This window comes from Bradyrhizobium sp. LCT2 (assembly GCF_009931255.1).
GTDB classification, from domain to species: domain Bacteria; phylum Pseudomonadota; class Alphaproteobacteria; order Rhizobiales; family Xanthobacteraceae; genus Bradyrhizobium; species Bradyrhizobium diazoefficiens.
Map to the genome: position 1 here is coordinate 127851 of NZ_CP034431.1, position 24754 is coordinate 152604.

Annotated in this window: 22 protein-coding genes, 3 pseudogenes and 1 other annotated feature; of the genes and pseudogenes, 15 read left to right on the plus strand and 10 right to left on the minus strand. The window is 60.8% G+C overall.

The features are described from left to right. Nucleotides 1–7 precede the first annotated feature (7 nt). The 4 genes and pseudogenes from EI171_RS00485 to repA all read right to left on the minus strand — a co-directional run bounded on the left by EI171_RS00485 (nucleotide 8) and on the right by repA (nucleotide 4472). Nucleotides 8–625 carry a hypothetical protein gene (locus EI171_RS00485; RefSeq protein ID WP_161532282.1) on the minus strand — a complete coding sequence of 206 codons (618 nt, stop codon included), beginning with the start codon at nucleotides 623–625 and terminating at the stop codon, nucleotides 8–10. 79 nt (nucleotides 626–704) lie between these two features. After that, complete coding sequence (gene repC, locus EI171_RS00490; protein ID WP_161532283.1) at nucleotides 705–2024, minus strand: plasmid replication protein RepC; 1320 nt, start codon at nucleotides 2022–2024, stop codon at nucleotides 705–707. 169 nt (nucleotides 2025–2193) lie between these two features. Continuing rightward, nucleotides 2194–3048: pseudogene (repB, locus tag EI171_RS00495) on the minus strand (plasmid partitioning protein RepB); the annotation flags it as partial. 236 nt (nucleotides 3049–3284) lie between these two features. Then, the gene (gene repA, locus EI171_RS00500; protein ID WP_161532284.1) at nucleotides 3285–4472 is read right to left on the minus strand and encodes a plasmid partitioning protein RepA; all 1188 of its coding nucleotides are present in this window, start codon (nucleotides 4470–4472) and stop codon (nucleotides 3285–3287) included. Between the two features lie 411 nt (nucleotides 4473–4883). On the opposite strand from repA, the gene traI reads away from it, so the two are divergent. The 14 genes and pseudogenes from traI to EI171_RS00570 all read left to right on the plus strand — a co-directional run bounded on the left by traI (nucleotide 4884) and on the right by EI171_RS00570 (nucleotide 17405). Continuing rightward, nucleotides 4884–5510, plus strand: coding sequence for an acyl-homoserine-lactone synthase TraI (traI, locus tag EI171_RS00505; RefSeq protein WP_161532285.1), 627 nt, complete (start codon nucleotides 4884–4886; stop codon nucleotides 5508–5510). Between the two features lie 5 nt (nucleotides 5511–5515). Then, complete coding sequence (trbB, locus tag EI171_RS00510; protein WP_161532286.1) at nucleotides 5516–6484, plus strand: P-type conjugative transfer ATPase TrbB; 969 nt, start codon at nucleotides 5516–5518, stop codon at nucleotides 6482–6484. Further along, nucleotides 6474–6839: a TrbC/VirB2 family protein gene (locus EI171_RS00515; RefSeq protein ID WP_161532287.1), complete on the plus strand. Its 366-nt coding sequence runs from the start codon at nucleotides 6474–6476 to the stop codon at nucleotides 6837–6839. The genes trbB and EI171_RS00515 overlap by 11 nt, the downstream gene beginning before the upstream one ends. Next, nucleotides 6832–7131 (plus strand): conjugal transfer protein TrbD, encoded by a 300-nt coding sequence (locus tag EI171_RS00520; protein ID WP_161532288.1) that lies wholly within the window; start codon nucleotides 6832–6834, stop codon nucleotides 7129–7131. Before EI171_RS00515 ends, EI171_RS00520 begins: the two co-directional genes overlap by 8 nt. Before the next feature lie 9 nt (nucleotides 7132–7140). Next, on the plus strand, nucleotides 7141–9591 hold the full coding sequence (locus EI171_RS00525; RefSeq protein ID WP_161532289.1) for a conjugal transfer protein TrbE: 2451 nt from the start codon (nucleotides 7141–7143) through the stop codon (nucleotides 9589–9591). Further along, complete coding sequence (gene trbJ, locus EI171_RS00530; RefSeq protein ID WP_161532290.1) at nucleotides 9563–10360, plus strand: P-type conjugative transfer protein TrbJ; 798 nt, start codon at nucleotides 9563–9565, stop codon at nucleotides 10358–10360. The genes EI171_RS00525 and trbJ overlap by 29 nt, the downstream gene beginning before the upstream one ends. Further along, nucleotides 10357–10542: an entry exclusion protein TrbK gene (gene trbK / locus EI171_RS00535; RefSeq protein ID WP_161532291.1), complete on the plus strand. Its 186-nt coding sequence runs from the start codon at nucleotides 10357–10359 to the stop codon at nucleotides 10540–10542. Before trbJ ends, trbK begins: the two co-directional genes overlap by 4 nt. A gap of 17 nt (nucleotides 10543–10559) precedes the next feature. Beyond that, on the plus strand, nucleotides 10560–11720 hold the full coding sequence (gene trbL / locus EI171_RS00540; RefSeq protein WP_161532292.1) for a P-type conjugative transfer protein TrbL: 1161 nt from the start codon (nucleotides 10560–10562) through the stop codon (nucleotides 11718–11720). Nucleotides 11721–11763: 43 nt separating this feature from the next. Further along, a complete protein-coding gene (locus EI171_RS00545; RefSeq protein ID WP_161532293.1) occupies nucleotides 11764–12423 on the plus strand; it encodes a conjugal transfer protein TrbF in 660 nt (219 codons plus the stop codon). Nucleotides 12424–12440: 17 nt separating this feature from the next. Beyond that, a complete protein-coding gene (gene trbG / locus EI171_RS00550) occupies nucleotides 12441–13280 on the plus strand; it encodes a P-type conjugative transfer protein TrbG (RefSeq protein ID WP_161532294.1) in 840 nt (279 codons plus the stop codon). A 2-nt stretch (nucleotides 13281–13282) separates the two neighbouring features. After that, complete coding sequence (gene trbH, locus EI171_RS00555) at nucleotides 13283–13735, plus strand: conjugal transfer protein TrbH (RefSeq protein WP_161532295.1); 453 nt, start codon at nucleotides 13283–13285, stop codon at nucleotides 13733–13735. 11 nt (nucleotides 13736–13746) lie between these two features. Further along, nucleotides 13747–15051, plus strand: coding sequence for an IncP-type conjugal transfer protein TrbI (gene trbI / locus EI171_RS00560; RefSeq protein WP_161532296.1), 1305 nt, complete (start codon nucleotides 13747–13749; stop codon nucleotides 15049–15051). Nucleotides 15052–15213: 162 nt separating this feature from the next. Continuing rightward, nucleotides 15214–16341: pseudogene (locus EI171_RS00565) on the plus strand (IS3-like element ISRj2 family transposase). Between the two features lie 248 nt (nucleotides 16342–16589). Next, complete coding sequence (locus EI171_RS00570) at nucleotides 16590–17405, plus strand: IclR family transcriptional regulator (protein ID WP_161532297.1); 816 nt, start codon at nucleotides 16590–16592, stop codon at nucleotides 17403–17405. 134 nt (nucleotides 17406–17539) lie between these two features. Here the strand turns inward: EI171_RS00570 and EI171_RS00575 are convergent, their stop codons facing one another. The 5 genes from EI171_RS00575 to EI171_RS00595 form a co-directional block, all read right to left on the minus strand. Next, a complete protein-coding gene (locus EI171_RS00575) occupies nucleotides 17540–18766 on the minus strand; it encodes a D-amino acid dehydrogenase (RefSeq protein WP_161532298.1) in 1227 nt (408 codons plus the stop codon). Between the two features lie 372 nt (nucleotides 18767–19138). Beyond that, nucleotides 19139–19537: a hypothetical protein gene (locus EI171_RS00580; RefSeq protein WP_161532299.1), complete on the minus strand. Its 399-nt coding sequence runs from the start codon at nucleotides 19535–19537 to the stop codon at nucleotides 19139–19141. Nucleotides 19538–19627: 90 nt separating this feature from the next. Beyond that, on the minus strand, nucleotides 19628–20749 hold the full coding sequence (locus EI171_RS00585) for a KamA family radical SAM protein (RefSeq protein WP_161532300.1): 1122 nt from the start codon (nucleotides 20747–20749) through the stop codon (nucleotides 19628–19630). Nucleotides 20750–21491: 742 nt separating this feature from the next. Then, nucleotides 21492–22723, minus strand: a protein-coding gene (locus tag EI171_RS00590) for an IS3 family transposase (protein WP_246740221.1) whose coding sequence is annotated in 2 segments (ribosomal slippage) — nucleotides 21492–22432 and nucleotides 22432–22723 — 1233 coding nt in all. Because the reading frame shifts where the segments join, the coding sequence is not laid out codon by codon here. Beyond that, nucleotides 22323–22439: a sequence feature (AL1L pseudoknot), on the minus strand. It overlaps the preceding gene by 117 nt. 12 nt (nucleotides 22724–22735) lie before the next feature. Beyond that, the gene (locus EI171_RS00595; RefSeq protein ID WP_161532302.1) at nucleotides 22736–23062 is read right to left on the minus strand and encodes a hypothetical protein; all 327 of its coding nucleotides are present in this window, start codon (nucleotides 23060–23062) and stop codon (nucleotides 22736–22738) included. A 443-nt stretch (nucleotides 23063–23505) separates the two neighbouring features. Here EI171_RS00595 and EI171_RS46575 point away from each other — a divergent pair, with 443 nt between their 5' ends. Continuing rightward, nucleotides 23506–23664: a transposase gene (locus EI171_RS46575; protein ID WP_371740229.1), complete on the plus strand. Its 159-nt coding sequence runs from the start codon at nucleotides 23506–23508 to the stop codon at nucleotides 23662–23664. On the opposite strand, the pseudogene EI171_RS00605 reads toward EI171_RS46575, so the two are convergent. Then, a pseudogene (locus tag EI171_RS00605) lies at nucleotides 23637–24750 on the minus strand (IS630 family transposase). The gene EI171_RS46575 and the pseudogene EI171_RS00605 sit on opposite strands and share 28 nt — an antisense overlap. Nucleotides 24751–24754: the final 4 nt, after the last annotated feature.

A 24754-nucleotide genomic window follows, 5' to 3' on the forward strand; every position in this document is an offset into this window, starting at 1 on the left:
ATGCGGTTTACGAATTCAGGTTTGGTCGACGCGCCAACTCGGGCGAAGCGAGCATCTTGTTCATCACCTCCCCCATCGCCATTCGGAGCTCGTCCTGGGCATCATTCAGGCCGACGTGGCCCGTATAGGCCGCAAGTACCGCGAATTTCAGTGCGGCCAACATGGCGGCTTCGCTGCCCAGCTCGCGTGAGACCTGCTTCGCCGGATGCTTCTCCAGCACGGAAAGAGCAGACAGGGTAATCGTCTGCCCGAGTTCGTCAATCAGATCGTCGAACACCGCAAGCTCAAGATCGTCTTCGGAGCGGCTCGGCCGCGGCACAGGCGGGGTGTTTTGGACGGCAAGCGTCACTTCGCCCACCACCGCATCCACCAGGCCAACGATCTCGCCGGCGCGCGCGTCGAGCTCGTCCCATGGGATACACCGTGTCCCGAGGCCTTCCTGAGCCCGATGCTCGGCCGGGGTGCGCGCCGCGATCCGGGCGTTAATCGTGAGACCCGAGCGATCATCGCCAAAGATCGTCATGATCCGCACCCGAGCCGGGCGGTCGCTGAGGCTGCGCAGCTCCTCGGCCCGTTCGAGGGCGGATGCGATCGCGCCGCCGACTGATGTCGTGTCTCTGGTCAAGTCGCCCTCCCCGGTCTCTGCCCGAAAACCGTAGCCGAGTCGTCTGCTACGACTGAGTCCTTCCTGGCGCCGTTTCGGGTCATTTCGGCCGCCTGGCCATTGAGGCGCGCAATTCGGCATTGGCTTGGTAGGCGCCGGGTTGCGTGGGTTTGCCCGGCTCGGCGGGACCACCCGCGGGCGGCGGGGTTGGCTTCGACCCGTCCAGCTTGGCGCGCAGCAAGGCCATGATCATCGGCCAAACGGAGAATTTGCCCGCCTTGGCGCGGTCGGTCAGGCTTCGCAGATAGCCGCCGGCGCTGTTGATCTGGTCCGCTTTCTGGTAGATCGCGGCCAGCGTAATCGCGGCCTGTTGGTCACCCAGCACCTCCCTGGCCTCGCGCCAGGCGCTCGGGCTGATCCCCAGCTGCGGCCGGGCAAGCTCCGCCGCAGCCACCAAATCCTTCCAGTGCCGGATTTCGCTGCCTTTGATCAGCCAGCGCATGTTCGGGCAGGCATCCAACACAATTCCCAAGGGGAGCTCGCGTTTCGGCAAGCTCCGCAGGTTGTGGTTAGCCGCGGCGTTGCCGCCCGCTTCATCTTCCTTCGCTAGGCCTCGTTCAGATTCAGATGAAGGATCTGGATTTGAATTCTGTATGTGGCAACCAGAATGGGACTCATTGGCGTCCGGATTCTGTGTTTTGGCGAAAGTTTCCAATAGCTCACGGATCTCACGCCAGAGCTTTTCCATTTCGCCGCCGAGGCTTTCCAGGAGCCGCCGTGGGGCAGTCCGCGGAATCCGCCCGGCGATCTCCTGGTAGGCCTGCTGAAACCGCTTCCAGTTTCCCGGGACGCCCTCGTCCAGCCCGGCTTCGATCATCTTGACGATGTCCCGGCGCAGGATGGTGAGCCGCTCCTTGGCAACGCGGAACGCCTTCTTCTCGGCCTGCACGGCGCTCGCGAGCGTCTTGTACTCCTCGGCGCGGGCCACGATCGGAGCCAGGTCAAAGCCGTAGGCTTGCTCGATCTCTCCGCCCTGCCCCTTGCGTGCGTAGCGTTTGCCGTTCGGGCTGTCCCTGCGAATGACCAGACCGCAGTCGACCAGGACGGAAATATGCCGGCGCAGCGTCGTCGGCGGCATCCCGTTGGCCCGCGCCATCAGCTGCTCGTTGGAAGGCCAGACGATCAGCTCGCCGTCGGGCTCCAGCGCAGTCTCGGGATGGAATGACAACAGCGCGTGCAGGATTGTCAGCGCACGGTCGGTGGCACCCAGAACCTGGCGCGCCTCCTTGATGTGCTGAAAGACGTGCCATTTGTGAACAATGGCTGTCTCTGGTTTTGCCTTTGCGGCCAGCTGGCTTGAAATCATGCCAAGCGTCATCGGCCGCCGCCCAAAGGGCGTCGTTGATAAGGGTGTCTGCATTGTTCTTCACCTATCGCTAGGCAAAAGAAGTCCGCCCTCCAAAACGAGCGCATGACTGCGGCCGGTTGGGCTTGACACCGATTCGCGGAAGTGGGATTCTGTCAGTCGCCAAACGTAACAGAGAAGGGCTTCCGGAACCTCGTTTCGGGGGCCTTTTTCTTTTGCTGGGTTAGTCTCCTGTCTCCTGTGGAATCGACCCTCTGCGGAACGCCTCGTAGAGTTGATCGAGGTTCTCCGAGAGATACTCGCCGAACGCGCGGGCGTCAGATGTCTTGGCCTTGAGCGCCAGTGTGAACTTCTTCCCTTCGGCTGAAATCTCCGCCGAGAGTGCGCTGTCCGGGGGTGTCCAGTTTCGCCTGCTCGGCTGGTTCTGCTTGCGTGTCGGCTTCGACCTCAATTTGCGGACCAGAAAGTCGAACCGCGCATCGCTCGACAGCGCGGAAAAGGCCTCGTCCCGAATGGTCTCGAGAGCGCGCTCCTGGATTGCCGGGCTATCGAGCAGCAGCTTCAACTCATACCAGCGATCGCGGCCGACGTTCTTCGCTTGGCCGATGGCCTCCAAGATGGGGGGGGGCAGGCCTGCGACCGACAGCATCTTTGAGAGTGTCGTTCGGTCGATCGAGAGCGCGCTCAGAATGATTGCATTGTCTTCGTCGTAACGGAGACGCACAACGTCGGCGGCGAAGAGGGCGCGATCGATAAATGGAACGTCCGCACGCGCGGCGTTCTCCTGACCGAGCGCAAGCACATGCTCTCGATCCTCGATGTCCTTGACGACGGCGCGCACCTTTCGGCCGAGAGCCTGAGCGACTTTCCAGCGGCGATGTCCGAAGACCACCATGTACCGGCCGTCCGACTTCGGATTCGGCCTGACCAAAATAGGGGAGTCCTGGCCGCGCTCGCGGATCCGCTCCAGCAGCTGGTTGAACTCGGCCTCATCGTCAGCACGACGATCGCGGACGAACGAAGCGTCGATCAAGTCGGGCTCAAGCTCGACGACCGTTTCACCCTCGACGAGTTTGTCGGCCCTAGCCGCAAGCTCGTCGAGCGACTTAAGGAGCGAGCGAGACGCGCCTTGGCCGCATAGTCGGACACCGGACGGGACGGCCGTTTGTGATCGGCGGCGACGTCGTCAACCGCGGGCCGCTGATCGTCAAGAATGTTGGCGAAGGGGTTTTTACGAGCCATGACCAAACCTCCCGTTTCGCCTTAGGCTCTTGAAGTCGCAGAGATTTTCGGCGGTTTTGACTGCGGTCAACATTACAGACGCCCCCACGCCCGGTGGATGAGCGCCTGAATCTCGAAATTCACCGCGTCGAGTGCCTCAATGGCACGATCGTAGGTGTCCCGATTGAAGCTGCCGCGTTCGACCTCATACAAGGTCTGCTTCGTCAGTCCTGCGTCCGAGATGGCAGTCGACTTCAGCATGGGGTTCTTGAGGATCTCCTCAGCGAGCATTGACTGCATGAAGCCCAGCATTTGGGTTTGCGGAATATCCGTGGGCTCGAATCGGGTGATCAAATATCGAAGCCAGTCGATTTTGACGGGCGCGCCCTTCTCCCGGATTGCCCTAACGAAGTTTCCGAGCATCAGCAGGAACTGGCTCATGGACATAAGGTCCAGCATCTGCGGATGGACGGTAATCAGAACAGAGCTGGAAGCGGTCAGCGCTGTCAGCGTCAGGAAGCCCAGTTGCGGCGGGCAATCAACTACGACGACATCGAATCGATCGTCTACTTCCTCAAGCGCGCGGCCGAGGCGTTCATAGAACCGCTTCCCCTCGTTCGAGCCCTGCATCGAGAGCGGCGTGTCGTACTCGTATTCCTGAAGCTCGAGGTTTGCCGGGATGATCTCAAGCAAAGGGAAATTGGTCGGCAGAATGACGTCGGCAACGGGCCGACGCTTTTCGTCGTACCGGATCGCGTCGTACAGCGACGGATTCCGATCGAGCTCCGGCTGAAAGCCGTGAAGCGCCGAGAGTGAGGCCTGCGGATCCAGGTCAATTGCGAGCACACGATGCCCGGTCAGGGCGAGATGCTGGCTCAGATGGGCGGCCGTCGTGGTCTTCCCAGAGCCCCCCTTGAAATTAACAACAGCGATAACCTGGAGTTTCTCGCCGGGCTTGCGGGAGGGGACGTATTTCTTCGCGTCTGACCGTCCGTTTTTGTCGAGATAGTGCCGCAGCTCCATCATCTGTTCCGCGGTATAGAAGCGCCTTCCACTACCTGCGATAGTGGGCTCCGGACCTTTCTTTTCGAGATGTAGTCTTTTGAGGTTATTCGGGCTGACGCCGAGATAGTGGGCGACTTCCGACATCGGGAACAGACGTAGCGTCTTCTTCGCGTCCGGAGGAAATTTCTCCAGGCGAAGCTGATCAAGCTTCCTTGAGATCTCGTCGCCCTGTGCGAGGATTTTCTCGTCGAACTCGAATGTCGGGAGCAGGCCCATCCTAATCCACCCACCTAGAAAATAGCGCCATAAAGGGCATAACGTGCCGGTCAGGCGCCAGTATGGGAGATTCGGCCTGTGTGGCAAGTCCTTTAAGGTTAACAAAATCTTAACGGCTATTCTCAGCCGCGCAGAACGAGCGAGTGATTCGTCCGGATTCGTCTCATCTTATCGAGGACTTACGAAGGGCTCGTGGAGTGCGGCCGCGTGGTTTTCTGCCCCGTTAATTCTACAGTCAAAGCGATCCTTTTGGCCTCGACTAGAGCTGCAAGCCCACCAAATCCGACGCCGAAGGCGCGACTCACCGCGACTCGGACCTCGTCGGCCCCCCGGTAATTCAACAGAGCGTACGAGCCGCCGCGCCGTGCTGACTTGCCTCCGTTCACGCGAACGCGACGGAGGATTCGACGAATGCGGGCAATTGCGATCGATGCAAACGAGCACGGCGGATTGGGGTCTCTGGTCGATGAGATGCATCAGTTGCGCGCCCGAGTGTTCGCCGACCGGCTCGGTTGGCAGGTCAAGATCGAGTACGGCCGCGAGCGCGATGAATACGACGCGCTCGACCCGACCTACATCCTGGCCCTGACAGATCTCGGCGAAGTCGCAGGCTGTGCCCGTCTGCTTCCGACCTCGGGTCCAACCATGCTGTCACAGACCTTCCCGCAACTGCTCCCGGGCGGCCGGCTACGGGGCAAATCGACCATGATCGAGAGCTCGCGCTTTTGCGTCGACACGCGTGTCGGGAAGAGGAGGGGAGGCCGGTTCCTCCACGAAGCCACGCTGACGTTGTTCGCGGGAATGATCGAGTGGTCGATGTCGAATGGCTTCGTCGAGATCGCCACGGCAACGGACGTGCGCTTCGAACGCATCCTGCAACGGGCGGGCTGGCCGATGACGCGCCTTGGCGACGTAAAGCTCATCGGCGAGACCATGAGCGTCGCCGGCATCCTGCCGGCCGACCAGGCAAGCTTCGAACGGGTGTGCCCGCCTGGCTATCGGTCCGACCTGCGGCACCTTCAGCGCGTCGCTGCGTGAGCGATATGGCCGAACTTCGTTCACATTCGCGGCTCGTCCGCAAACTCCAGGATGCCCTGGGCGACCAGATCTGCGCCGCGCTCGATGATCCGGCGGTCGTCGAGGTGATGCTCAATCCGGATGGCCGGTTGTTCATTGAACGACTAGGCCACGGGATGACAGCTGCCGGGACCATGCTGGGGGCGACCGCCGAGATCATCATCGGCAGTGTCGCCCATGCGCTGCAATCGGAGGCCGACGACGAGCGTCCGATCATTTCGGGGGAATTGCCGATCGGCGGTCATCGCTTCGAAGGATTGCTGCCGCCCGTCGTCGGCGCCCCCACATTCACGATCCGAAAGCGGGCTTCGCGTCTGTTCGATCTCGAGGATTACGTGACGCAGGGCGTGATGACGGCCGACCACCTTGCGGTCATCCGCAACGCCATCGCTTCGCGCCTGAACATCGTCGTGTCGGGCGGCACGGGCTCAGGTAAGACAACACTCGCCAATGCCGTGATCGCGGCGATCGTGGCGCACGCACCGGAACACCGCCTGGTCATTCTGGAAGACACGGCCGAGATCCAGTGCGCGGCCGACAACGCCGTCTCGCTTCACACGAGCGACACGGTCGATATGGCCCGCTTGCTCAAGAGCACGATGCGTCTGCGGCCCGATCGCATCATCGTCGGAGAGGTACGCGACGGCGCTGCGCTCACGCTGCTCAAGGCGTGGAATACCGGCCATCCCGGCGGCATCACAACCATTCACGCCAACAGCGCTTCTTCGGCGCTGCGCCGTCTCGAGCAGCTCACAACCGAAGCCAGCCAACAGCCCATGCGCGAGGTCATCGGCGAGGCGGTCGATCTGATCGTCTCGATCGAACGAACGGATCGCGGCCGCCAGGTCCGTGACGTGCTCCATGTCGAGAGCTTCTCAGCGGGCCAATACCAAACCCAATCCTATACCCCGAAGGAGGAACGCCATGTCGCTTAACCGCATGATGATTGTAGGTGCCGGCGGCGTGCTGCTTGTACTCGTGATGTTGGATCCGGTTTTTGCGTCGACCAGCGGCGGCGGCAATCTGCCTTGGGAGAGCCCGCTTCAGCAGATCCAGCAATCCATCACCGGTCCAGTGGCCGGCTTCATCGCGCTTGCAGCTGTGGCCGTTGCAGGCGGCATGTTGATCTTCGGCGGCGAACTCAACGACTTTGCGCGACGCCTCATGTATGTCGTGCTTGTCGCCGGCATTCTCCTCGGCGCCACACAGATCGTGGCTCTATTCGGTGCGAGCGGCGCGTCGATCGGTGATGTCACACGCTCAGCGGCAGGGGACCTCGGCCATGGCTGAGGTCGGCGCCAATCTTCGACGCAATCGTATCCATCGCGCGCTGTCGCGGCCGAACCTGCTGTTCGGCGCCGATCGCGAGCTCGTGCTGCTGACCGGCCTTGCCGCCGTCATCCTGATCTTCGTCGTGCTCACCTGGTACGCCGCGATCCTTGGCGCAGCGATCTGGATCGTGGTCGTCGCGGCGCTGCGGATGATGGCCAAGGCGGACCCGATGATGCGGCGGGTCTATGCCCGTCACATCTCCTATCGGCCTCACTACCGGGCGACCGCGACGCCCTGGCGTCGCTACTGAGGTCCGCTCATGGTCGCGCTGCGCTCCTTCCGTCACTCCGGCCCGTCCTTCGCCGATCTCGTGCCGTACGCAGGGCTCGTTGCGAACGGCATCGTGCTGTTGAAGGACGGCTCGCTGATGGCGGGCTGGTATTTTGCCGGGCCAGACTCCGAGAGCTCGACGGATGCCGAACGCAACGAGGTCTCACGCCAGATCAACACGATCCTGGCGCGCCTTGGCTCCGGCTGGATGATCCAGGTCGAGGCGGTGCGGGTGCCGACCACGGACTATCCGGCGCGGCAAGACTGCTACTTCCCAGATCCGGTGACGCGGGCGATCGACGATGAGCGTCGCAGCCGGTTCGAGCAGGAAAGGGGACATTTCGAGAGCCGCCACGCGATCATCCTGTCCTGGCGGCCGCCGGAGCGGCGGCGCGCGGGTCTTGCGCGCTACATCTATTCCGACGTCGAGAGCCGATCAGCCTCCTATGCTGATACGGCGATTGAGAGCTTCCGCACTTCGATCCGCGAAGTCGAGCAGTATCTCGCGAGCGTCCTGTCCATCCGCCGCATGGAAACGCGCGAGGTGGAGGAGCGCGATGGCACGCGCATGGCGCGCTACGACGAACTGTTCCAGTTCATCCGCTTCTGCATCACCGGCGAGAATCATCCGATCCGCTTGCCGGATATTCCAATGTATCTCGACTGGCTGGCAACGGCCGAGCTCCAGCACGGCCTGTCGCCGACGGTAGAGAACCGCTTTCTCGGCGTGGTCGCAATCGACGGCTTTCCGGCCGAGAGCTGGCCGGGAATCCTCAATTCCCTCGATCTGATGCCGCTGACCTATCGCTGGTCGTCGCGTTTCATGTTCCTCGACGACCAGGACGCGCGGCAGAAGCTCGAGCGCACCCGAAAGAAGTGGCAGCAGAAGGTCCGCCCCTTCATCGACCAGCTCTTCCAAACGCAAAGCCGCTCGATCGACCAGGATGCGGCCGCCATGGTGGCCGAGACCGAGGACGCGATCGCGGAAGCCTCTTCGCAACTCGTCGCCTATGGCTATTACACGCCGGTCATCGTGCTGTTCGACGAGAGCAGCGCGCGCCTGCAGGAGAAGGCCGAGGCGGTCCGTCGCCTGATCCAGGCCGAAGGTTTTGGCGCGCGCATCGAAACGCTGAACGCGACGGAAGCCTTTCTCGGCAGCCTGCCGGGCAATTGGTACGCCAATATCCGCGAGCCGCTCATCAATACGCGTAACCTCGCCGACCTGATCCCGCTCAATTCGGTGTGGTCGGGCAATCCGACCGCGCCATGCCCGTTCTATCCTCCCGCCTCCCCGCCGTTGATGCAGGTCGCATCCGGCTCCACACCCTTCCGGCTGAACCTGCATGTCGACGACGTCGGTCATACCTTGGTGTTCGGGCCGACTGGCTCCGGCAAGTCGACGCTGCTCGCGCTGATCGCAGCGCAATTTCGCCGTTATGCCGGCGCGCAGATCTTCGCCTTCGACAAGGGCCGTTCCATGCTGCCGCTGACGCTGGCCGCCGGCGGCGACCACTACGAGATCGGCGACGATGCCGACGGCGCGGCGCCGCTCGCCTTCTGCCCATTGTCGGACTTGTCCACGGACACCGATCGCGCCTGGGCGGCCGAATGGGTGGAGACGCTCGTCGCCGTGCAAGGCGTCCTGATCACGCCCGACCATCGCAACGCCATCTCGCGGCAGATCGGCCTGATGGCCGAGGCCCGTGGACGATCGCTCTCGGACTTCGTGTCGGGCGTGCAGATGCGCGAAATCAAGGACGCGCTGCACCATTACACGGTCGACGGCCCGATGGGCCAACTGCTCGATGCCGAGAGGGACGGCTTGCTGCTCGGATCGTTCCAAACCTTCGAGATCGAGCAGCTGATGAATATGGGCGAGCGCAACCTGGTCCCGGTTCTGACCTACCTGTTCCGGCGAATCGAGAAAAGGCTGACCGGCAGCCCAAGTCTGATCATTCTTGACGAGGCCTGGTTGATGCTCGGCCATCCTGTCTTCCGCGACAAGATCCGCGAATGGCTGAAGGTGCTGCGCAAGGCCAATTGCGCGGTGCTGCTCGCGACGCAGTCGATCTCGGATGCCGAGCGCTCCGGCATTATCGATGTGCTGAAGGAAAGTTGCCCGACAAAGATCTGCCTGCCGAATGGCGGCGCCCGCGAGCCCGGCACACGCGAGTTCTACGAGCGTATCGGCTTCAATGAGCGGCAGATCGAGATCGTGGCCACCGCGGTCCCCAAGCGGGAATACTACGTCGCCTCGCCAGAAGGCCGTCGCCTCTTCAACATGGCGCTCGGACCCGTCGCGCTCTCCTTCGTCGGTGCGTCCGGCAAGGACGACCTGAAGCGCATCCTGGCGCTGCAGAAGGCCGAGGCCAATTGGCCCGTTCACTGGCTCAAGGAAAGGGGGATCGGCCATGCCGAGACGCTTCTCGCCGATTTGTAGGACGTTCATCGTCGCCACGATCATCGGATCGCCGGCGGCCGGTCCAGCCTTCGCCGGCGCCGCGGCCGGCGGCGCGACCGAGTTCACGCAAATTCTCAACAACGGCGAACTGGTCAGCCTCGTCGGTCAGTCGACGACGCAGATCAACAACCAGATTCAGCAGATCGCGCAGCTCGCCCAGCAGATTCAGAACCAGCTGAGGATCTACCAGAACATGCTGCAGAACACAGCGCAGTTGCCCTCACATGTCTGGGGGCAGGCCGAGAACGACCTCAAGCAGCTGCAGAACATCGTCAACCAAGGCCAGGGCATGGCGTTCTCGATGGGCAACATCGATGACGTGCTCAAGCAGCGCTTCCAGAGCTACGCGCAGTTCAAGACCAATCTGCCGAACGGCGCGAGCTTCGCCTCGACCTACCAGACCTGGTCGGCGACCAACCGCGACACGATCTCGGGCACGCTGCAGGCGGCGGGTCTCACCTCGCAACAGTTCGCGACCGAGAACTCGACGATGACGCAACTCAAGACCGCTTCGGAGAGCGCCGACGGCCAGATGAAAGCCCTGCAGGTCGGCCATGAGATCGCCGCGCAGGAAGTCGCCCAGATGCAGAAGCTGCGCGGTCTGATCGCGCAGCAGACGACGATGATGGCGACCTGGTTTCAGTCTTCGCAGGCGAGCAAGGACCTGTCGCAGGCGCGCCGGGAGCAGTTCTTCAACGCGACCTCGCCCGCGACCTCCGGCGGCCAGACCATGGAGCCGCGCTGGTGAGACCGTCCACGATCATCATCGTCGTCCTCGTGATCGGCGCCGGCGCTGCAGGAGCCTGGCTCGTCTTCGCGCTGCGCGCGTACGGGCCGGGGCAGCCGGCTGCATCGCGTTCCAGCGACTTCTTCAAATCTCCGCAGGACTACAAGACGTCCGGCGGCCAGCAGATGAAACCGCGTTGGTAGGATAAAGGGGGCAGGGGGTGCGTGGGATTAAACCGGGGTTTGTTCTGATCATTGCGATCGGCATCGTCGTTGCTGCGCATCCGGCACTGGCGCAGCAGGACGGCAGCGTTCTCACGACGCTGGAAAATTCGGTGACGACGGCCGCCAAGGGCTGGCAGACGACCGTCATGCGGGCGGCCAAGTCGTTGTTCTGGATCCTCGCTGGCATCGAAGTCGGACTTGCCGCGGTCTGGCTCGCCATTCAGACCGCAACCCTCGACGCGTGGTTCGCCGAGATGGTGCGGCGGATCATGTTTATCGGCTTCTTCGCATTCGTGCTCGACCAAGGACCGAACTTCGCAAAAGCGGTCGTCGACAGTCTGTATCAGATCGGTGCTGGCGGCGGCTCGGCGTCGCCGGCGGATGTGTTCAACGCGGGTCTCAAGGTTGCCTCCGCGATGTCGCAGAACGCGCAGTTCGGCCTGTTCCAGGACAATGCGCTCGCGATTGCCTCGGTGTTCGCCATGGTGATCGTGGTGATCGCCTTCTCACTGGTCGCGGCGATCTTCGTGGCGGTGATGGTCGAGATGTATGTCGGTCTGCTCGCCGGCATGATCATGCTCGGTCTCGGCGGCTCGTCCTTCACCAAGGATTTTGCGATCCGCTATCTCGTCTACGCCTTCTCGGTCGGCATGAAGCTGATGGCGCTGGTGATGATCGCCAAGATCGGCTCCGACGCCTTGCTGAACCTCGCCAACCAGACCGGCACCGGCAACGACGCCTTTGTCGGGACACTGGCGATCGGCGGCATCTCGGTCGTCGTCTTCATCATCTCGATGTACGTGCCGAGCATCGTCCAAGGCGTCGTGCAGGGCGTCTCCGTCGGCAGCGGCATGGAAGTGGTGAAGCATGCGGGACAGGCGGCGAGCTTCGCGGCCGGCGGCGCCACGCTTGCCATGGGCGGCGCAAGGGCAGGGGCAGCCGGGTTCAGTGCCGCGCGTGCCGACGGCGCCTCGTTTGGCGCAGCCGCCCTCAAGGCCATGACGCAAGGCATCGGCACGGCGGGCGGCGCGCTCGCCTCCGCCGCGCGCGATCAGGCGATCGGCGCGCCGGGCTCGTTCGGCACGTCGACGCTCGGCCTTGCCAACGCCAAGCTCGATCAGAGGGTCGCCCAGAACAAATCGACCGGAAAGACTTGAGCCGATTCAACCCGACAGATGAAACATGGAAAGCCTTTCTCGAATGCCGGCGAATCCGCCCGACAACCCCTATCTCGCCGCGCGCCAGGAATGGAACGAGCGCTACGGCTCCTATGTGAAGGCGGCCGCGACGTGGCGCACCATCGGCATTGTCGCCATGGTGATGGCGGTGATCGGCTTCGCCTATGCGCTGTTCCAGAGCACGCAGGTCAAGCTTGTCCCCTACATCGTCGAGGTGGACAAGCTTGGGACCGCAGCGAGCGCCGGCTATCCGCAGCAGATCGAATATGCGGATGCGCGGGTGGTGCGCGCGACGCTCGGCAGTTTCGTGTCGAACTTTCGATCGGTGACGCCCGATGCAGTCGTGCAGAAGCAATATATCGATCGGACCTATGCGTTGCTGCGAACGTCCGATCCCGCCACGCAAAAAATCAATGACTGGTTTCGCGGCAACTCGCCGTTCGATAAAGCCAAGACGGCGACGGTCGCCGTCGAGGTCAACAACATCGTCGCCCTGTCCAACCAGTCCTATCAGATCGACTGGACCGAATTCGAACGGGACAGGAAGGGAAAGGAAACCGGCGAGCACCGCTATCGCGGCATCGCCACCGTCACGCTGACTCCACCCCAGGACGAGCAGACCATCCGGCTCAATCCGATCGGCCTTTACCTCCGTGATTTCGACTGGACGGCGCAACTATGAAAGGGGCGGGGACGCCGATGCACCCAAACACGATCAGACTTCATGCATGCACTGTTCTCACGGCATCCGCCATAGGCTTGCTGTTTGCCGATGTCAGCGCGCACGCGCAGGGAATGACCGCCAAGGAGCGCAAGGGCACGAGCATCTCGAGCCAGTGGCGCGGATCGACTGGTCTTGTGACGCGCGGAACGGACGGCAAGGTTGTCTTTCTGTTCGGCGAGGTCCAGCCCTCCGTCGTCTGCTCGCCGCTCGAGGTCTGCGACATCGAGCTCGAGGCCGGCGAGGTCGTGCGGGATGTGCTGGTTGGCGACACCGTACGCTGGAAGGTCGAACCGGCGACGTCTGGAGCGGTCGGCGGACAAGCCATCCACCTGATCGTCAAACCGTCGGAGCCAGGGCTCGTCACCTCGATGGTGGTGACGACCTCGCGGCGGACCTATCACATCCAGCTCAAGTCGAATGCCACCCAATACATGGCGCGCATCGGCTTCGAATATCCGGAGGATGTCGCCAGCCGGCTCGCGGACGTCAACGCGCGCATTGGCTCGGACGCAATTCCAGGCGCTGGCGTTCCCGCCGAGCAGTTGAGCTTCGCCTACAGCGTGAGCGGCAGCGCGTCCTGGCGGCCGACGCGCGTCTACAGCGATGGCGTGAAGACCTACATCCAGTTTCCGTCATCGCTCTCCGGACAGGATGCACCGGTCCTGTTCGTGGTGTCGGGCGGCCAGAACCGCATCGTCAACTACCGGCTGAAGGGCGACATGATGGTGGTGGATTATCAGATCGACACCGCCATTCTGGTCTCCGGCGTTGGCTTTTGGAACCAGGACAAGGTGACGATTCGGAGGGGAGGCTGATCATGCGCCAGGTCTCCTCGATGCCTCGGCTCGTCCTTCTCTCCGTGCTCGGCCTGCCGCTCGCCGGCTGCGCGTCGTTAGGCGGCGGCGCCCTGGTGGCGAGCTCGGCGCCATCAGATCTGTCTGGTCCCGCGGCCTCGGCGATCGCCGGCGACATGGTGACGAAACTCGCCGAGCAGGTCGGGCCCGGCTCTGGCACGATCATCCTGAAGCCCGACGGCACGCCCTTCGGCCAGGCGCTGGAGACGTCGCTCAAGAGCTGGGGGTATGCGGTTGCGACCGATCAGAAGACCAAGGGCGAGAAGACCATTCCACTCGCCTATGTGATCGAGTCCTACAACGGTCAGGTCCTGGCACGCTTGTCGACCGGCAGCGTCGAGCTCGGCCGCGCCTATAGCGCAACCGCCGCTGGCGCATCGCCGGCCAGCCCGCTCTCCGTCATGCAGCGCGGCTAAAGGGGGTCATCATGGCGCAATCCCTGAAGCTTGGCGGCGCTCCGGAGGAAGCGGGTTCGACAGGAATCCGTCGCCTGAACCGGCTGCCGATCATCGTCGCCATCGTGCTGGTGGTCGTGTTCTTCGCCGTCATTTTCTATGGCTTGACCTCTCGGGGCCTGTACTTCCGCCGTGAGGCCGGCATCGACACTGCCTCATCGAACCCGGCGTCGACCTATGCCGATCAACTGAAGAAGGGCATCTCGAACGGCATCATCGGCGACCAAAAGGACGCCGAGACATTCCAACCCGCTCCGCAGCAACCCGAATCGCCAAAGCCGGCAAACAATCCCTTCGCCGGCCGATATCAGGCTGAGCCGGCCGGCTCGCAGCTCGAGCCGGAAGTGCTGTGGCGGGCCCGCCTCGAGCGGGAGGCACATGAACAATATTTGCGGGAGCAGCAGCGCGAGCGCATGGCCCGGGTGCAGGCGAACGGTGCCGCCTATGATTCACCGCTCGGCATCAATCTCAGCAAGCTGCAAACATCGAGCGCACCCCTGAGCAATGCAGCACCGTCGAGCACGACGACGACGCCTGGTCCCGCACGCGGTGCGTCGGACCTTTATGCGGCGGCGCTTCGCGCCGGCTTTGGAACGCAGAACATCGATCCGAACGGGCAAATGGCGAAAGAGGGTTTCTTCAACGCGGACCTCAAGAAGCTCGGCTACCTTCCGAACAAAGTGGTCGCGCCAACATCCGCCTACGAGTTGAAACGCGGCTCCGTCATTCCAGCGACGCTGATCACCGGCATCAATTCCGACCTTCCCGGACGCATCACCGCCCAGGTCAGCCAGAACGTCTACGACAGCGCCACAGGCCATCAGTTGCTGATCCCGCAGGGCGCCAAACTTTTGGGACGATACGATTCCAAGATTTCATTCGGGCAAAGCCGCGTCCTTGTCGTCTGGACCGACATCATCTTCCCGAATGGTTCGACCCTGCAGATCGGAGGCATGGCGGGCACGGACGCGGAAGGCTATGGCGGCTTCACTGACCAGGTCGACGATCACTATTTCCAGGTGTTCGGCTCGGCGATCCTGATTGCCGCGATTGGCGCCGGCTTCGATATGTCGATGCCCGCAAGTTCACCTTACGGGTATCAGCAAACGCCGACGGATGCCGCGCGCAACAGTTTCGCTGAGTCGTTCGGCCGCGTCGCCGAGCAGACGGTCAGCAAGAACCTGAACGTGCAGCCCACCCTCGAAATTCGACCAGGCTATGTCTTCAACGTCCTCGTCGACCAGGACATGGTGTTTCCCAGCGCTTACCGCGGATAAGGCTTTGGACGACGAAACGGCGCTCTCAAGACTCCGCACAAACAATCCAAAGGGCCTCGGCACTACGCTTACGAAGAGCTGGCCCCGCAAATTCGGACAGTAGCTTGAGTGGATTTTCTGCCTGACAGCGGCGAGGATTCTTGCTGCGAATCAGGAGCGAAGATGACGAAGAAGAGCCGCCGGACGCATTCTCCGGCATTCAAGGCGAAGGTTGCTTTGGCTGCGGTCAAAGGCGACAAGACCCTGGCGGAGCTGGCGCAACTGTTTGATGTTCATCCGAACCAGATCACGATCTGGAAAAACCAGCTCCTGGAAGGCGCCGCCGGCGTGTTTGGGCATGACAAGACATCGGCCGAGACGCCGGTCGATTTGAAGGCGTTACATGCCAAGATCGGCGAGCTGGCGTTGGAAAACGATTTTTTGTCCGGCGCGCTCACCAAGGCGGGCCTGCTGAGCGCAAAGCGATGATCGACCGCGGTCATGATCTTTCTATCGTGCGCCAGGCGAAGGTCCTGAAGCTGGCTCGCAGCACGGTCTACTATGAACCTCGGCCAGTTTCGGCCGAGGACCTTGCCTTGATGCGTCGGCTCGATGAGCTGCATCTCGATTATCCCTTCGCGGGAGCGCGTATGCTACGATCGTTGCTGCGGCGGGAGGGGTATACGCCGGTCGCCGCCACATCGCGACGCTATGAAGCGCATGGGGATCGAGGCGGTCTATCGTCGCCCGAACACGAGCAAGCCGGCTCCGGGTCACAAGATCTACCCGTACCTGTTGCGCGGATTGAAGATCGAGCGGCCCGACCATGCGTGGGCAATGGACATCACCTACATTCCGATGCGGCGTGGCTTCGTCTATCTCGCGGCGGTCGTCGATGTGTCCAGCCGACGGGTCCTGGCCCATCGCGTCTCGATCACAATGGAGGCGGCCTTCTGCGTCGAAGCGGTCCAGGAGGCGTTGGCGAAGCACGGCAGGCCCGAGATTTTCAACACGGATCAGGGCAGCCAGTTCACCAGCCTCGAGTTCACCGATGTGCTGCTGGACGCGAAGATCGCCATCAGCATGGACGGCAAGGGCGCCTGGCGCGACAACGTGTTTGTCGAGCGGCTCTGGCGCACGGTCAAATACGAAGAAGTTTATCTCCGCGCCTACGACAGCGTGTCCGAGGCGCGAGCGTCAATTGCCAAGTATCTGGCCTTCTACAATCAGGGACGCCCTCACTCGAGCCTTGACGGGCGCACGCCCGACGAGGCTTACTTCGGCACGCAAGCTATGGTGATGGCCGCATGACCGTCGCCGACGATTTTGTCGTCGCTCTGGTCGGGCTACGCCCTCCCGACGCAACGACAAAATCGTAAAGCCCCGCGTTCAGCATAACCCGGCAGGAATCCACTTAAATCCAGCGGGGCGCTGTCCAAACAACCGGGGCCAGCTCTCGATTAACCGACGTACAACCTACCTATATCGGGAGCTGGACTGTGTATTCGCATTGAATAGCAATGCCCAGGACCGCCCCGCCGCAAGGATGGATAGTAAAGATGCGAGCCAATAAAAATCAGGGCAGGACCGGGCTTAACTCGCCTGCTTTATTCGCGAAGACTGCGGTTGACGAAAGACTCTATCTTGGAACCATTGAGAAGAGCCTGCTTGTGCTTGGTACCTTCTGTGCCAATCCTCGACCAATGACACTCGCCGAAGTCTCGCAAGCATCTGGGTTGAACAAGAGTGCAACCCAGCGGGTGCTCTACACATTGCGGGCGCTCAGATATTTAAACCAGAGCGAAACAACGCGCCAATATTCCCTCTCAGCAAAGGCCTTGGATATCGGTAATGCCTATCTTCGGAGCAATCCCATAGTCGAAGCAACTTTTCCATACCTGCTGGAGGCCAACAGACGATCGCAGGAGACGGTCAACCTGACGGAGCTCGATGGTTCCGATATCATATTTATCTCTCGTGTTCCCAGCCGAAACGTGATGAGCTCCTACATAACGATCGGCACGCGCCTTCCCGCTTTGGCCACGGCGCCAGGGCGCGCAATTTTGGCGAACCTTGAGCCCGCAACAATAAATGAGCTTCTGCGCACGATCACTACCAATCCGCAAAAAACTCTGAAACACTTGCACAGAGTGCGTCAAAAGGGCTTCGCCATAGCTAATCAGGAGGCGGTGCCTGGAGACATTTCGACCGCCGCGCCCGTTTTCGGCTATGGCAAAAACGTTGTAGCTGCGGTCAACATAGCCGCTTCAACGGCCAATTGGACACCCGAGAGAGTGGAAGCAAAACTCAGCCCGATTGTAGTTGAGATCGCCCGTCAGATGTCCAACGTCGTTTCCCAGCACTGGCGAAGATGAGCTACGTTTCATTGAGGCATAAATTTTGAAAGATCAACTTCAAAGCAGGACTGTTAGTGGGCATCCCACGACAATATCTGCAGTTCGGCGATTCTCGCGGGTTACGCCCATCCCATAGTTGTCGCGAACGTAGCTCAAGCTTGCGCTTGAGCAATGAGGTCGGAAATCTGCTTTGCAGAGCCGCATGCCATCGTCCAGCCCAGCGGACCGTGACCTGTGTTCAGAAAGAGGTTCGCATAACGCGTGGGTCCGACGAGAGGGGGCCCGCTAGGTGTCATTGGGCGCAAGCCGGACCAATTCAGCGCTGCATCTGCGTTAATGTGGGAGCTCAAAGCTGGCACGATTTTCAGAATGTCGCTCAGGACGCGCTTTCCTTCCTCTTCGTTGACGCTTGTGTCGTATCCGGCGAATTCGGCTCGACCACCCATGCGCAGTCGATCGCCCATGGGCACCATCATCGCATGATATCCGTCATCCATAACGGGGCGTGTAGGTCCGCCCTTCCAGCCATTGAGTGTCACCGTGACTGAATAACCCTTCACGGGAATGATCGGCAATAAGAGGTTCAAAGGCCGAGCCAATATGGGGCTGTAACTGCCAAGCGAGAGAACATACACATCTGCAGATACATCGCCTCGTGATGTTGATATATGCGAAATCCGCGAGCGAGACGCCTTGACGATCTTTAAAATGTTGGTGTTCATCAAGAAGTGTGTACCTAGTTCAGTAGCCAGCCTCGCGATCTCAATGGTGAACTTGTGGGCATCGCCGCTCTCGTCATCCGGAAAGAATACTGCGCCGACGTAACGGTCAATTACAGCAGCGAGGCAGGGCTCTTTCTCAAGGATTCGATCTTGATCGAGCAACTCATACTGGACGCCCCATTGCTGCATCTCGCGGCACATTTGCGCGAACTCAGACATCCGCCCGCCGCGAGGAAAGACCCGCATCGTACCGCAAGTCCTTTGGTCGTAGTTTAACGATGCAACTTCGCGGATACTGCGCAACACCTCCAAGCTCACTTTTGCAGTCCTGATGTTCGAGATCATGCTCGCCTTGTGCCGCTCGCAAGTCGAGTTCGCTAGAAACTTGAGGCCCCATCCGACGATTGATGGTATGGCGCTTGGGTTGATCTTCAACGTGGAGCTCTTGCCGAATAGGGACCTCCCAATCTGCCTCAACGTGCTTGGCGAGTTCCACGGACTAGCATCGCTAGGCGTCATCAAACCTCCATTTGCAAAACTTGTCTCCATTCCTGGCTTGTCGCGACGATCAATAACCGTGACCTCGTGTCCCTTCGTCGCCAGCATGTAAGCCGTTGCGCATCCCACTACGCCAGCACCAAGAACAGCAACTTTCATTCGACTACATCCCTTTGACGTTCTGATATAAGCATCAAGCTGTGCTCACGCGAACTCATTTCGTCGAGGCACATGTAGATCTGACTTGATCGTTTAGATCCTGCGATCGACATCTTTGCGCCAGCATCGGAAGACATGTAGCGCAGGCTCGATGATTCCACGTTGCAACTCCGACATCAAAGTCAGTTTGACGATCGTTGGCGGATGACAATTTAGCAAAGATGACAGCGTTACCGACAGGACCCGCCAGCGCCGGAAAATGGCAACATGCGCCCCGATTCAGAAAAAGGTACAGCCGGCTAACGATCTCGTCGAAATGCCACAACCTCCTGCAGTGCCCATCGAATCGACGGATGCACTTTTCATGCTCCCTCAGCCTGCACCGATTGCAAGTTCTGGCTTCACGGTCTGAAGACGAATGGTGGCGTGAGTATGCCGAGCAATTCTGGTCAGGCTACTGTTGACTACATTGACCAGGTCATCAAGAACAGCGATCGGCTTTTCTTTGCCACTGCGGCCAAATTCTCCAAGCAGTAATAGAGCACAATTCTTGTCGGATGTGGCGCAGAAAATCAACGCGCTGCCATCCTCGTCCCATACAACGAACGCATCGTCAGATGACGTCCCGTGATATTGCTTGTATACCTCAAGCAGCCTCGATCGAATCACTGGATAGTCCTCAGGTGTCTCGATCACGCCCGCGAACGATAGATACGGTAAGCGTGGCGAGCTGCGCAGCCAAACTTTGGTTCCGTCCGCCTTAAGAAACATTCGGCATTCCTAGCGTTTGCCTGGGCTTCAGATCGTCTCGACTGGGATTGCAACGAAGTCCTCGCAGCAAACGCTTTTTCGGCCCAGTGCTCAAGAGTCCGGATCCTTCCAAGTTCTCCACTCGTAATTGCGTAGGATGACATGTCCGGGCCCCGAGCCGATTAGATAATTCGGATTGAGCGGCGTCTTACCGAGAGGCGTACAGATGACATATTGCGGCACCGCAAACCCGGATGTATGTCCGCGGAGATTTTCAATTATGTGCAGCCCCTGGGCTATTGAGGTCCTAAAATGTTCAGCGCCTCGCACTAAATCAGCATGATATAAATAGTACGGTCGTACGCGCGCCATAACGAGCGCGTGGACCAACCGTTTCATAACATCGACAGTGTCGTTGATTCCTTTCAGCAGCACGGATTGGTTTCCCACCGGAACCCCTGCTTCGAGCAGCCGTTGGATTGCTAGTTTAGCCTCAGATGTCACCTCTTTAGGGTGATTGAATTGAGTATTTATCCAGATCGGATGATACTTCCTGATCATCTGACAGAACTCGGGTGTAATCCGCTGGGGGAGCGTCACAGGAGCCCGCGTGCCAATTCGAATAATTTCTACATGTGGAATCTGCCTGAGACGCGACAAGACGTACTCTATCTTGTTGTCGCCGATCGTAAGAGGGTCACCGCCGCTCAACAAGACGTCCCGAATTTCGCGGCGTGCTTCAATGTAGGCAATTCCACTGTCAATCAAGGCCCGATCGCTAACGATCGAATCGTGACTCGCGTGGACTTTGCGCGAGCAGTGCCTGCAATACGTCGGGCACAAGTTGGTCAGGTGAAAAAGCACGCGATCAGGGTACCTATGAACGATGCAGCTCACCCCGGTCTTCCCCTCCTTCCATAGAGGATTCTCGGACTCCACACTTGATTTGTGAAACGATGGAAGCTGATCGATATGATAGATATCAGCGAGCTCTTTGATATTTGGGACAGCCTGGAGGCGAATCGGATCGTTAGGATCGTCCCGGTCCATCAGCGACAAGTAGTATGGACTTACTTGGAACACATATCGGTGACCCACTTTTTGTAGCGCTTCTTCCTCCTCCGGCGAGAGATTCAGGTGATCTCTCAAGGCGTCAGGCGTAGCAATGCTATTAGCAAGCTGCCAACGCCAATCATCCCAAGAGCCATTTTTCAACCCGTTAGCAAGTAGCATGCTAGATCTCCGTGTCGCCTCGTGTGTTCTTGATGAATCATTGGCAAATTGGCGTGAGCGAGAGTCAGCTCCCGCCGCGGTCTACACGCGCTGCTCCGTGCTCGTCACGCACACTCGGCTAAATCAAACATCGTGCCAATTATCGATGGACGAGTGGAAGCGTCTTAGTGCAATAACGCTCGATGTCGCGATGCAGGGACGACGCGTTGTGGCCAAAGTCGTCACGAAGCCTACAGGTTAGACAGCGCTTGGTTGGAATTCCAGCCTAGGAATATCGGAGTATCTGCGTTCCAGCTAGGTCCCGTTCGCCGCGGCTTCCGAAACCGACTGTGGCTTGATACAGTTTCGAACCGGACCTCAAACGCGAGAGACATGCGCCGTTTGTGACAAAAAGACCTTCTTTGTTGCATCACCAAGACGGCATCCATCCTGGGGCTCATGGGACCCTACCGCTTCAGGGTGGACAACGCCCACCTTCGTCGAAGAATGCCTCTGATGGCAATGTTACCGGAGGTGATTATGAACTTATCTCAAAACTGCCGGAACAGGATCAGCGCGCACGGAAGCTGCACCTAGCGCGGGGCAAGCGAGGCGTCTAGAGGACGCCGCTATGCGAAGCTTGCGGGGCGGCCTGAAGGAGTCTGAGCGACCGTCGAGAACACTTGGCGTCCTGCCTCATGTGGATCGTATGCACCAAAATATCTGAACCGCCCCGGGTTTGCCGGAGGCCATTTGGTTTAAGTTATGCCACCATGGCGGGTTGTTCCAGCATGGCGTAGTAGCGTTGTTCGGCTTCGGCCGGCGGGATGTTGCCGATGGGCTCCAGGAGCCGTCGGTTGTTGAACCAATCCACCCATTCTAGGGTCGCGAACTCGACGGCCTCGAAGCTGCGCCATGGCCCGCGCCGATGGATCACCTCAGCCTTGTAGAGACCGTTGATGGTTTCGGCGAGAGCGTTGTCATAGGAATCTCCGACGCTGCCGACAGAAGGCTCGACACCAGCTTCAGCCAGGCGCTCGGTGTACTTAATGGATACATATTGGCTGCCCCTGTCGCTGTGGTGCACGAGCCCGCCACGATGGACCGGCCGTCGATCATGCAGTGCCTGCTCCAGCGCATCGAGCACGAAGCCTGCATGCGCCGTGCGCGAGGCTCGCCAGCCCACGATCCTGCGGGCATAGGCGTCGATCACAAAGGCGACGTAGACAAAGCCGGTCCAGGTCGCGACATAGGTGAAGTCGGAGAGCCAGAGAACGTTCGGCCTTGGCGCCTTGAACTGGCGGTTGACGTGATCCAGCGGGCATGGCGCGGCCTTGTCGCTGATCGTAGTCTTGACGGATTTGCCGCGGATGACCCCTTGCAAACCCATGTCACGCATCAGTCGCGACACCGTGCAACGGGCAACATCGAAGCCTTCGCGCTTGAGCTGGCGCCAGACCTTGCGCACGCCGTAGACGGAGAAGTTTTGATCGAAGACGCGCCGCACCTCGATCTTCAGCGCGGCGTCCTGCCTGGCGCGCACCGACAGCTTGGCGGGATCGCGCCGCTTGGTCACATGGGCGTGGTAGGTCGAGGGGGCGATCGGCAAGACCTTGCAGATCGGCTCGACCCCATGCGCCCCACGATGATCGTCGATGAAGGCGATCATGGCTTGAACCGGCGGTCGAGCTCCGCCATCGCAAAATAGGCGCTTGCCTTGCGCAGGATCTCGTTGGCCTGCCGAAGCTCGCGGTTCTCCCGTTCGAGCGCCTTCAGCTTCTCGGCCGTGTCGGTCGGAACGCCGGCCCGCTGCCCGCTACCGACCTCGGCCTTCTTGACCCAGTCATGCAGCGTCTGCGGCGTGCAGCCGATCTTGGCCGCGATTGACGTAACTGCCGCCCAGCGCGACGGGTGCTCGCCGGCGTGATCCAGAACCATCCGAACCGCTCGGGTCCGGACCTCGGGTGAAAACTTGTTCGTCGTCTTGCTCGTCATGGCTCCATCCTCTCAGGAGTTGGAGCCTCCGGCAAACCCGGGGCGGTTCACTGTGCCATGCTCATCGTTGATTACGACCTCCTCGCTTGACAGGAGGTTGCTCCTGGCAAGTGCATCCATCAGCTCATCGCGGGACTGCTGGCCGTCGCTAGACACATTGGGGCGCAGGCTACCGCGCGACCCCCAATCGGGCATCGCCCAATCGGCCAGGCGCGCCGCTGCCATTTGCTGCTCAAAGGCTTCTTGCTCCGCCCGGTCTGCCTGCTGATCATCCATCAGTGCGTGCTGCACCTCTGAGGAGGCCGCTACATTGGAGGGGTCAAAATTGTGCGGGTCCACGCTAGCCTCTCGTCTACAGATCAACTGAGAAGCCTACCCGGGCAAGCTTTCGAGAAGCTGACGAGGCACTCGCCCGTGAAGCCACGCAGCTCCCAAATCACGAAATCGGGATACGGGGAGTCTCGCGACTCCGCCCCTCCCACACCACCGGACACACGGTCCGTATCCGGCGGTTCGGTGGATCATGCGGGCTGCTGCGCCGCGAGGAAGCCAAGCTGAGTGCGTTGAGGAACGCGATTGGCAGTAACCGGCATGAGGCCCCCACCTAGCCACCCCTCGGCTTGCGCGCGATACAGCCTGGCATGAGCTGATCGGTGGAGGTGGAACGATGGCAAATGCCATGCTTGATGCCAGGCAGGAAGATGACTCCTATCGTCGCGTCGAGGTGATCACTGGGGAGCGCCGACGGCGTCGGTGGACGGGCGAGGAGAAGGCCCGGATCCGTGGCGGAGAGCTTTTGGGAGAGTGCGAACATCTCCGAGGTTGCGCGGCGCAATGGCGTTTCGCGGGGGCTGCTTACGGTGTGGCGACGCCAAGTTGCGGCGGCGGTGGCGGGCAAGGTTCATCACAGTGATTATGACTCTTTGGCGGTGGCTGGATAGGCGCGGCCGAGTTTGGTGCGGGCTTTTTCTGTTGTGAACATCCATTTGATGCGGGCTCGGGTTTTATTCCGCCTCTTTTGCCATGCTGCGATCTCGTTTCGGAGCCTTTTGGGATCTGCGATGCGGCGGCCGAGACACTGGCGCTGTAGCACGCTGATCTCGCACTCGACCATATTGAGCCAACTGGCGTGCTTCGGGGTGAAGTGGAATTCGAGGCGGCGCAGGATGCGCCGGGCCTCGGCGGGCGCGAAGGCCTCATACAGCGCCCCAGGCTTATGGATCGACAAATTGTCCTGCACGACACGGATGCAGGCGGCGTCGGGATAATGGACGTCGACGAGATCACGCATGCAGTGGGCGTAGTCCACGGCGGCGCGGCGGTCGGTGACCTTGACGTTGCGCCAGCCCCGATGTGGATCGAAGGTGACGAAGAGATTGGCGGTGCCGTTGCGGCGATACTCGTAATCGTAGCGCTCGCGCTGTCCCGGTTGGGCCGGGACCGGCTGGCGCACCTCGCCGATCAGCTGGATGGGGGTCTCGTCGAAGCAGACCAGCGGCCGGGCGGGATTCTGCGTCTCGGCGTAGAGGTCGAGCACGTCCTCCATGCGGGCAACGTATTCGCCGTCGACATGGGGAATGCACCACATGTCCCTGCGCCACGGCTTGAGGTCGTTCTCGGCCAGCCGGCGACGCACGGTCTCGCCCGACAGGCTGTTGTGATCGGTGAGCTTGACCATCGTGTCGGCCAGCAGCGTCAGCGTCCAGCGTTTGCAGCCAGCGGGCGGCTTGGCGCATGCGGTCGCCACCAGCAGGGCTTCCTCCTTGCCGGTCAGCTTGCGCTCAGCGCCCGGACGCGGCTCCTCGCTCAGGGCCCGCTCCAGATTGCCTTCCACGAAGCGGCGCCTGGTCCGGCCGACGGTGGAGAGGCTGACACTCACGGTCCGGGCAATCTCCTCGTCGCGGCCGCCCCTATCGGCCGCTCTGCGCCCGCTTCAGCTTGCGGGCGGCGTGCTTGCCGCCACCGAGCATCGCCGTCAGTTCATCGCGCTCGGCTTGGATCAATTCGACCCGATAACGTACATTCATGCTT

Excerpts from the sequence above, each read along its gene's own strand:
- repC (WP_161532283.1), bottom strand. The coding sequence starts at position 2,024 with ATGCAGACACCCTTATCAACGACGCCCTTTGGGCGGCGGCCGATGACG.
- repA (WP_161532284.1), bottom strand. The coding sequence starts at position 4,472 with ATGGGCCTGCTCCCGACATTCGAGTTCGACGAGAAAATCCTCGCACAG.
- traI (WP_161532285.1), top strand. The coding sequence starts at position 4,884 with ATGCGGGCAATTGCGATCGATGCAAACGAGCACGGCGGATTGGGGTCT.
- trbB (WP_161532286.1), top strand. The coding sequence starts at position 5,516 with ATGGCCGAACTTCGTTCACATTCGCGGCTCGTCCGCAAACTCCAGGAT.
- EI171_RS00515 (WP_161532287.1), top strand. The coding sequence starts at position 6,474 with ATGTCGCTTAACCGCATGATGATTGTAGGTGCCGGCGGCGTGCTGCTT.
- EI171_RS00520 (WP_161532288.1), top strand. The coding sequence starts at position 6,832 with ATGGCTGAGGTCGGCGCCAATCTTCGACGCAATCGTATCCATCGCGCG.
- EI171_RS00525 (WP_161532289.1), top strand. The coding sequence starts at position 7,141 with ATGGTCGCGCTGCGCTCCTTCCGTCACTCCGGCCCGTCCTTCGCCGAT.
- trbJ (WP_161532290.1), top strand. The coding sequence starts at position 9,563 with ATGCCGAGACGCTTCTCGCCGATTTGTAGGACGTTCATCGTCGCCACG.
- EI171_RS00545 (WP_161532293.1), top strand. The coding sequence starts at position 11,764 with ATGCCGGCGAATCCGCCCGACAACCCCTATCTCGCCGCGCGCCAGGAA.
- trbG (WP_161532294.1), top strand. The coding sequence starts at position 12,441 with ATGCACCCAAACACGATCAGACTTCATGCATGCACTGTTCTCACGGCA.
- trbH (WP_161532295.1), top strand. The coding sequence starts at position 13,283 with ATGCGCCAGGTCTCCTCGATGCCTCGGCTCGTCCTTCTCTCCGTGCTC.
- trbI (WP_161532296.1), top strand. The coding sequence starts at position 13,747 with ATGGCGCAATCCCTGAAGCTTGGCGGCGCTCCGGAGGAAGCGGGTTCG.
- EI171_RS00570 (WP_161532297.1), top strand. The coding sequence starts at position 16,590 with ATGCGAGCCAATAAAAATCAGGGCAGGACCGGGCTTAACTCGCCTGCT.
- EI171_RS00575 (WP_161532298.1), bottom strand. The coding sequence starts at position 18,766 with ATGAAAGTTGCTGTTCTTGGTGCTGGCGTAGTGGGATGCGCAACGGCT.
- EI171_RS00580 (WP_161532299.1), bottom strand. The coding sequence starts at position 19,537 with ATGTTTCTTAAGGCGGACGGAACCAAAGTTTGGCTGCGCAGCTCGCCA.
- EI171_RS00585 (WP_161532300.1), bottom strand. The coding sequence starts at position 20,749 with ATGCTACTTGCTAACGGGTTGAAAAATGGCTCTTGGGATGATTGGCGT.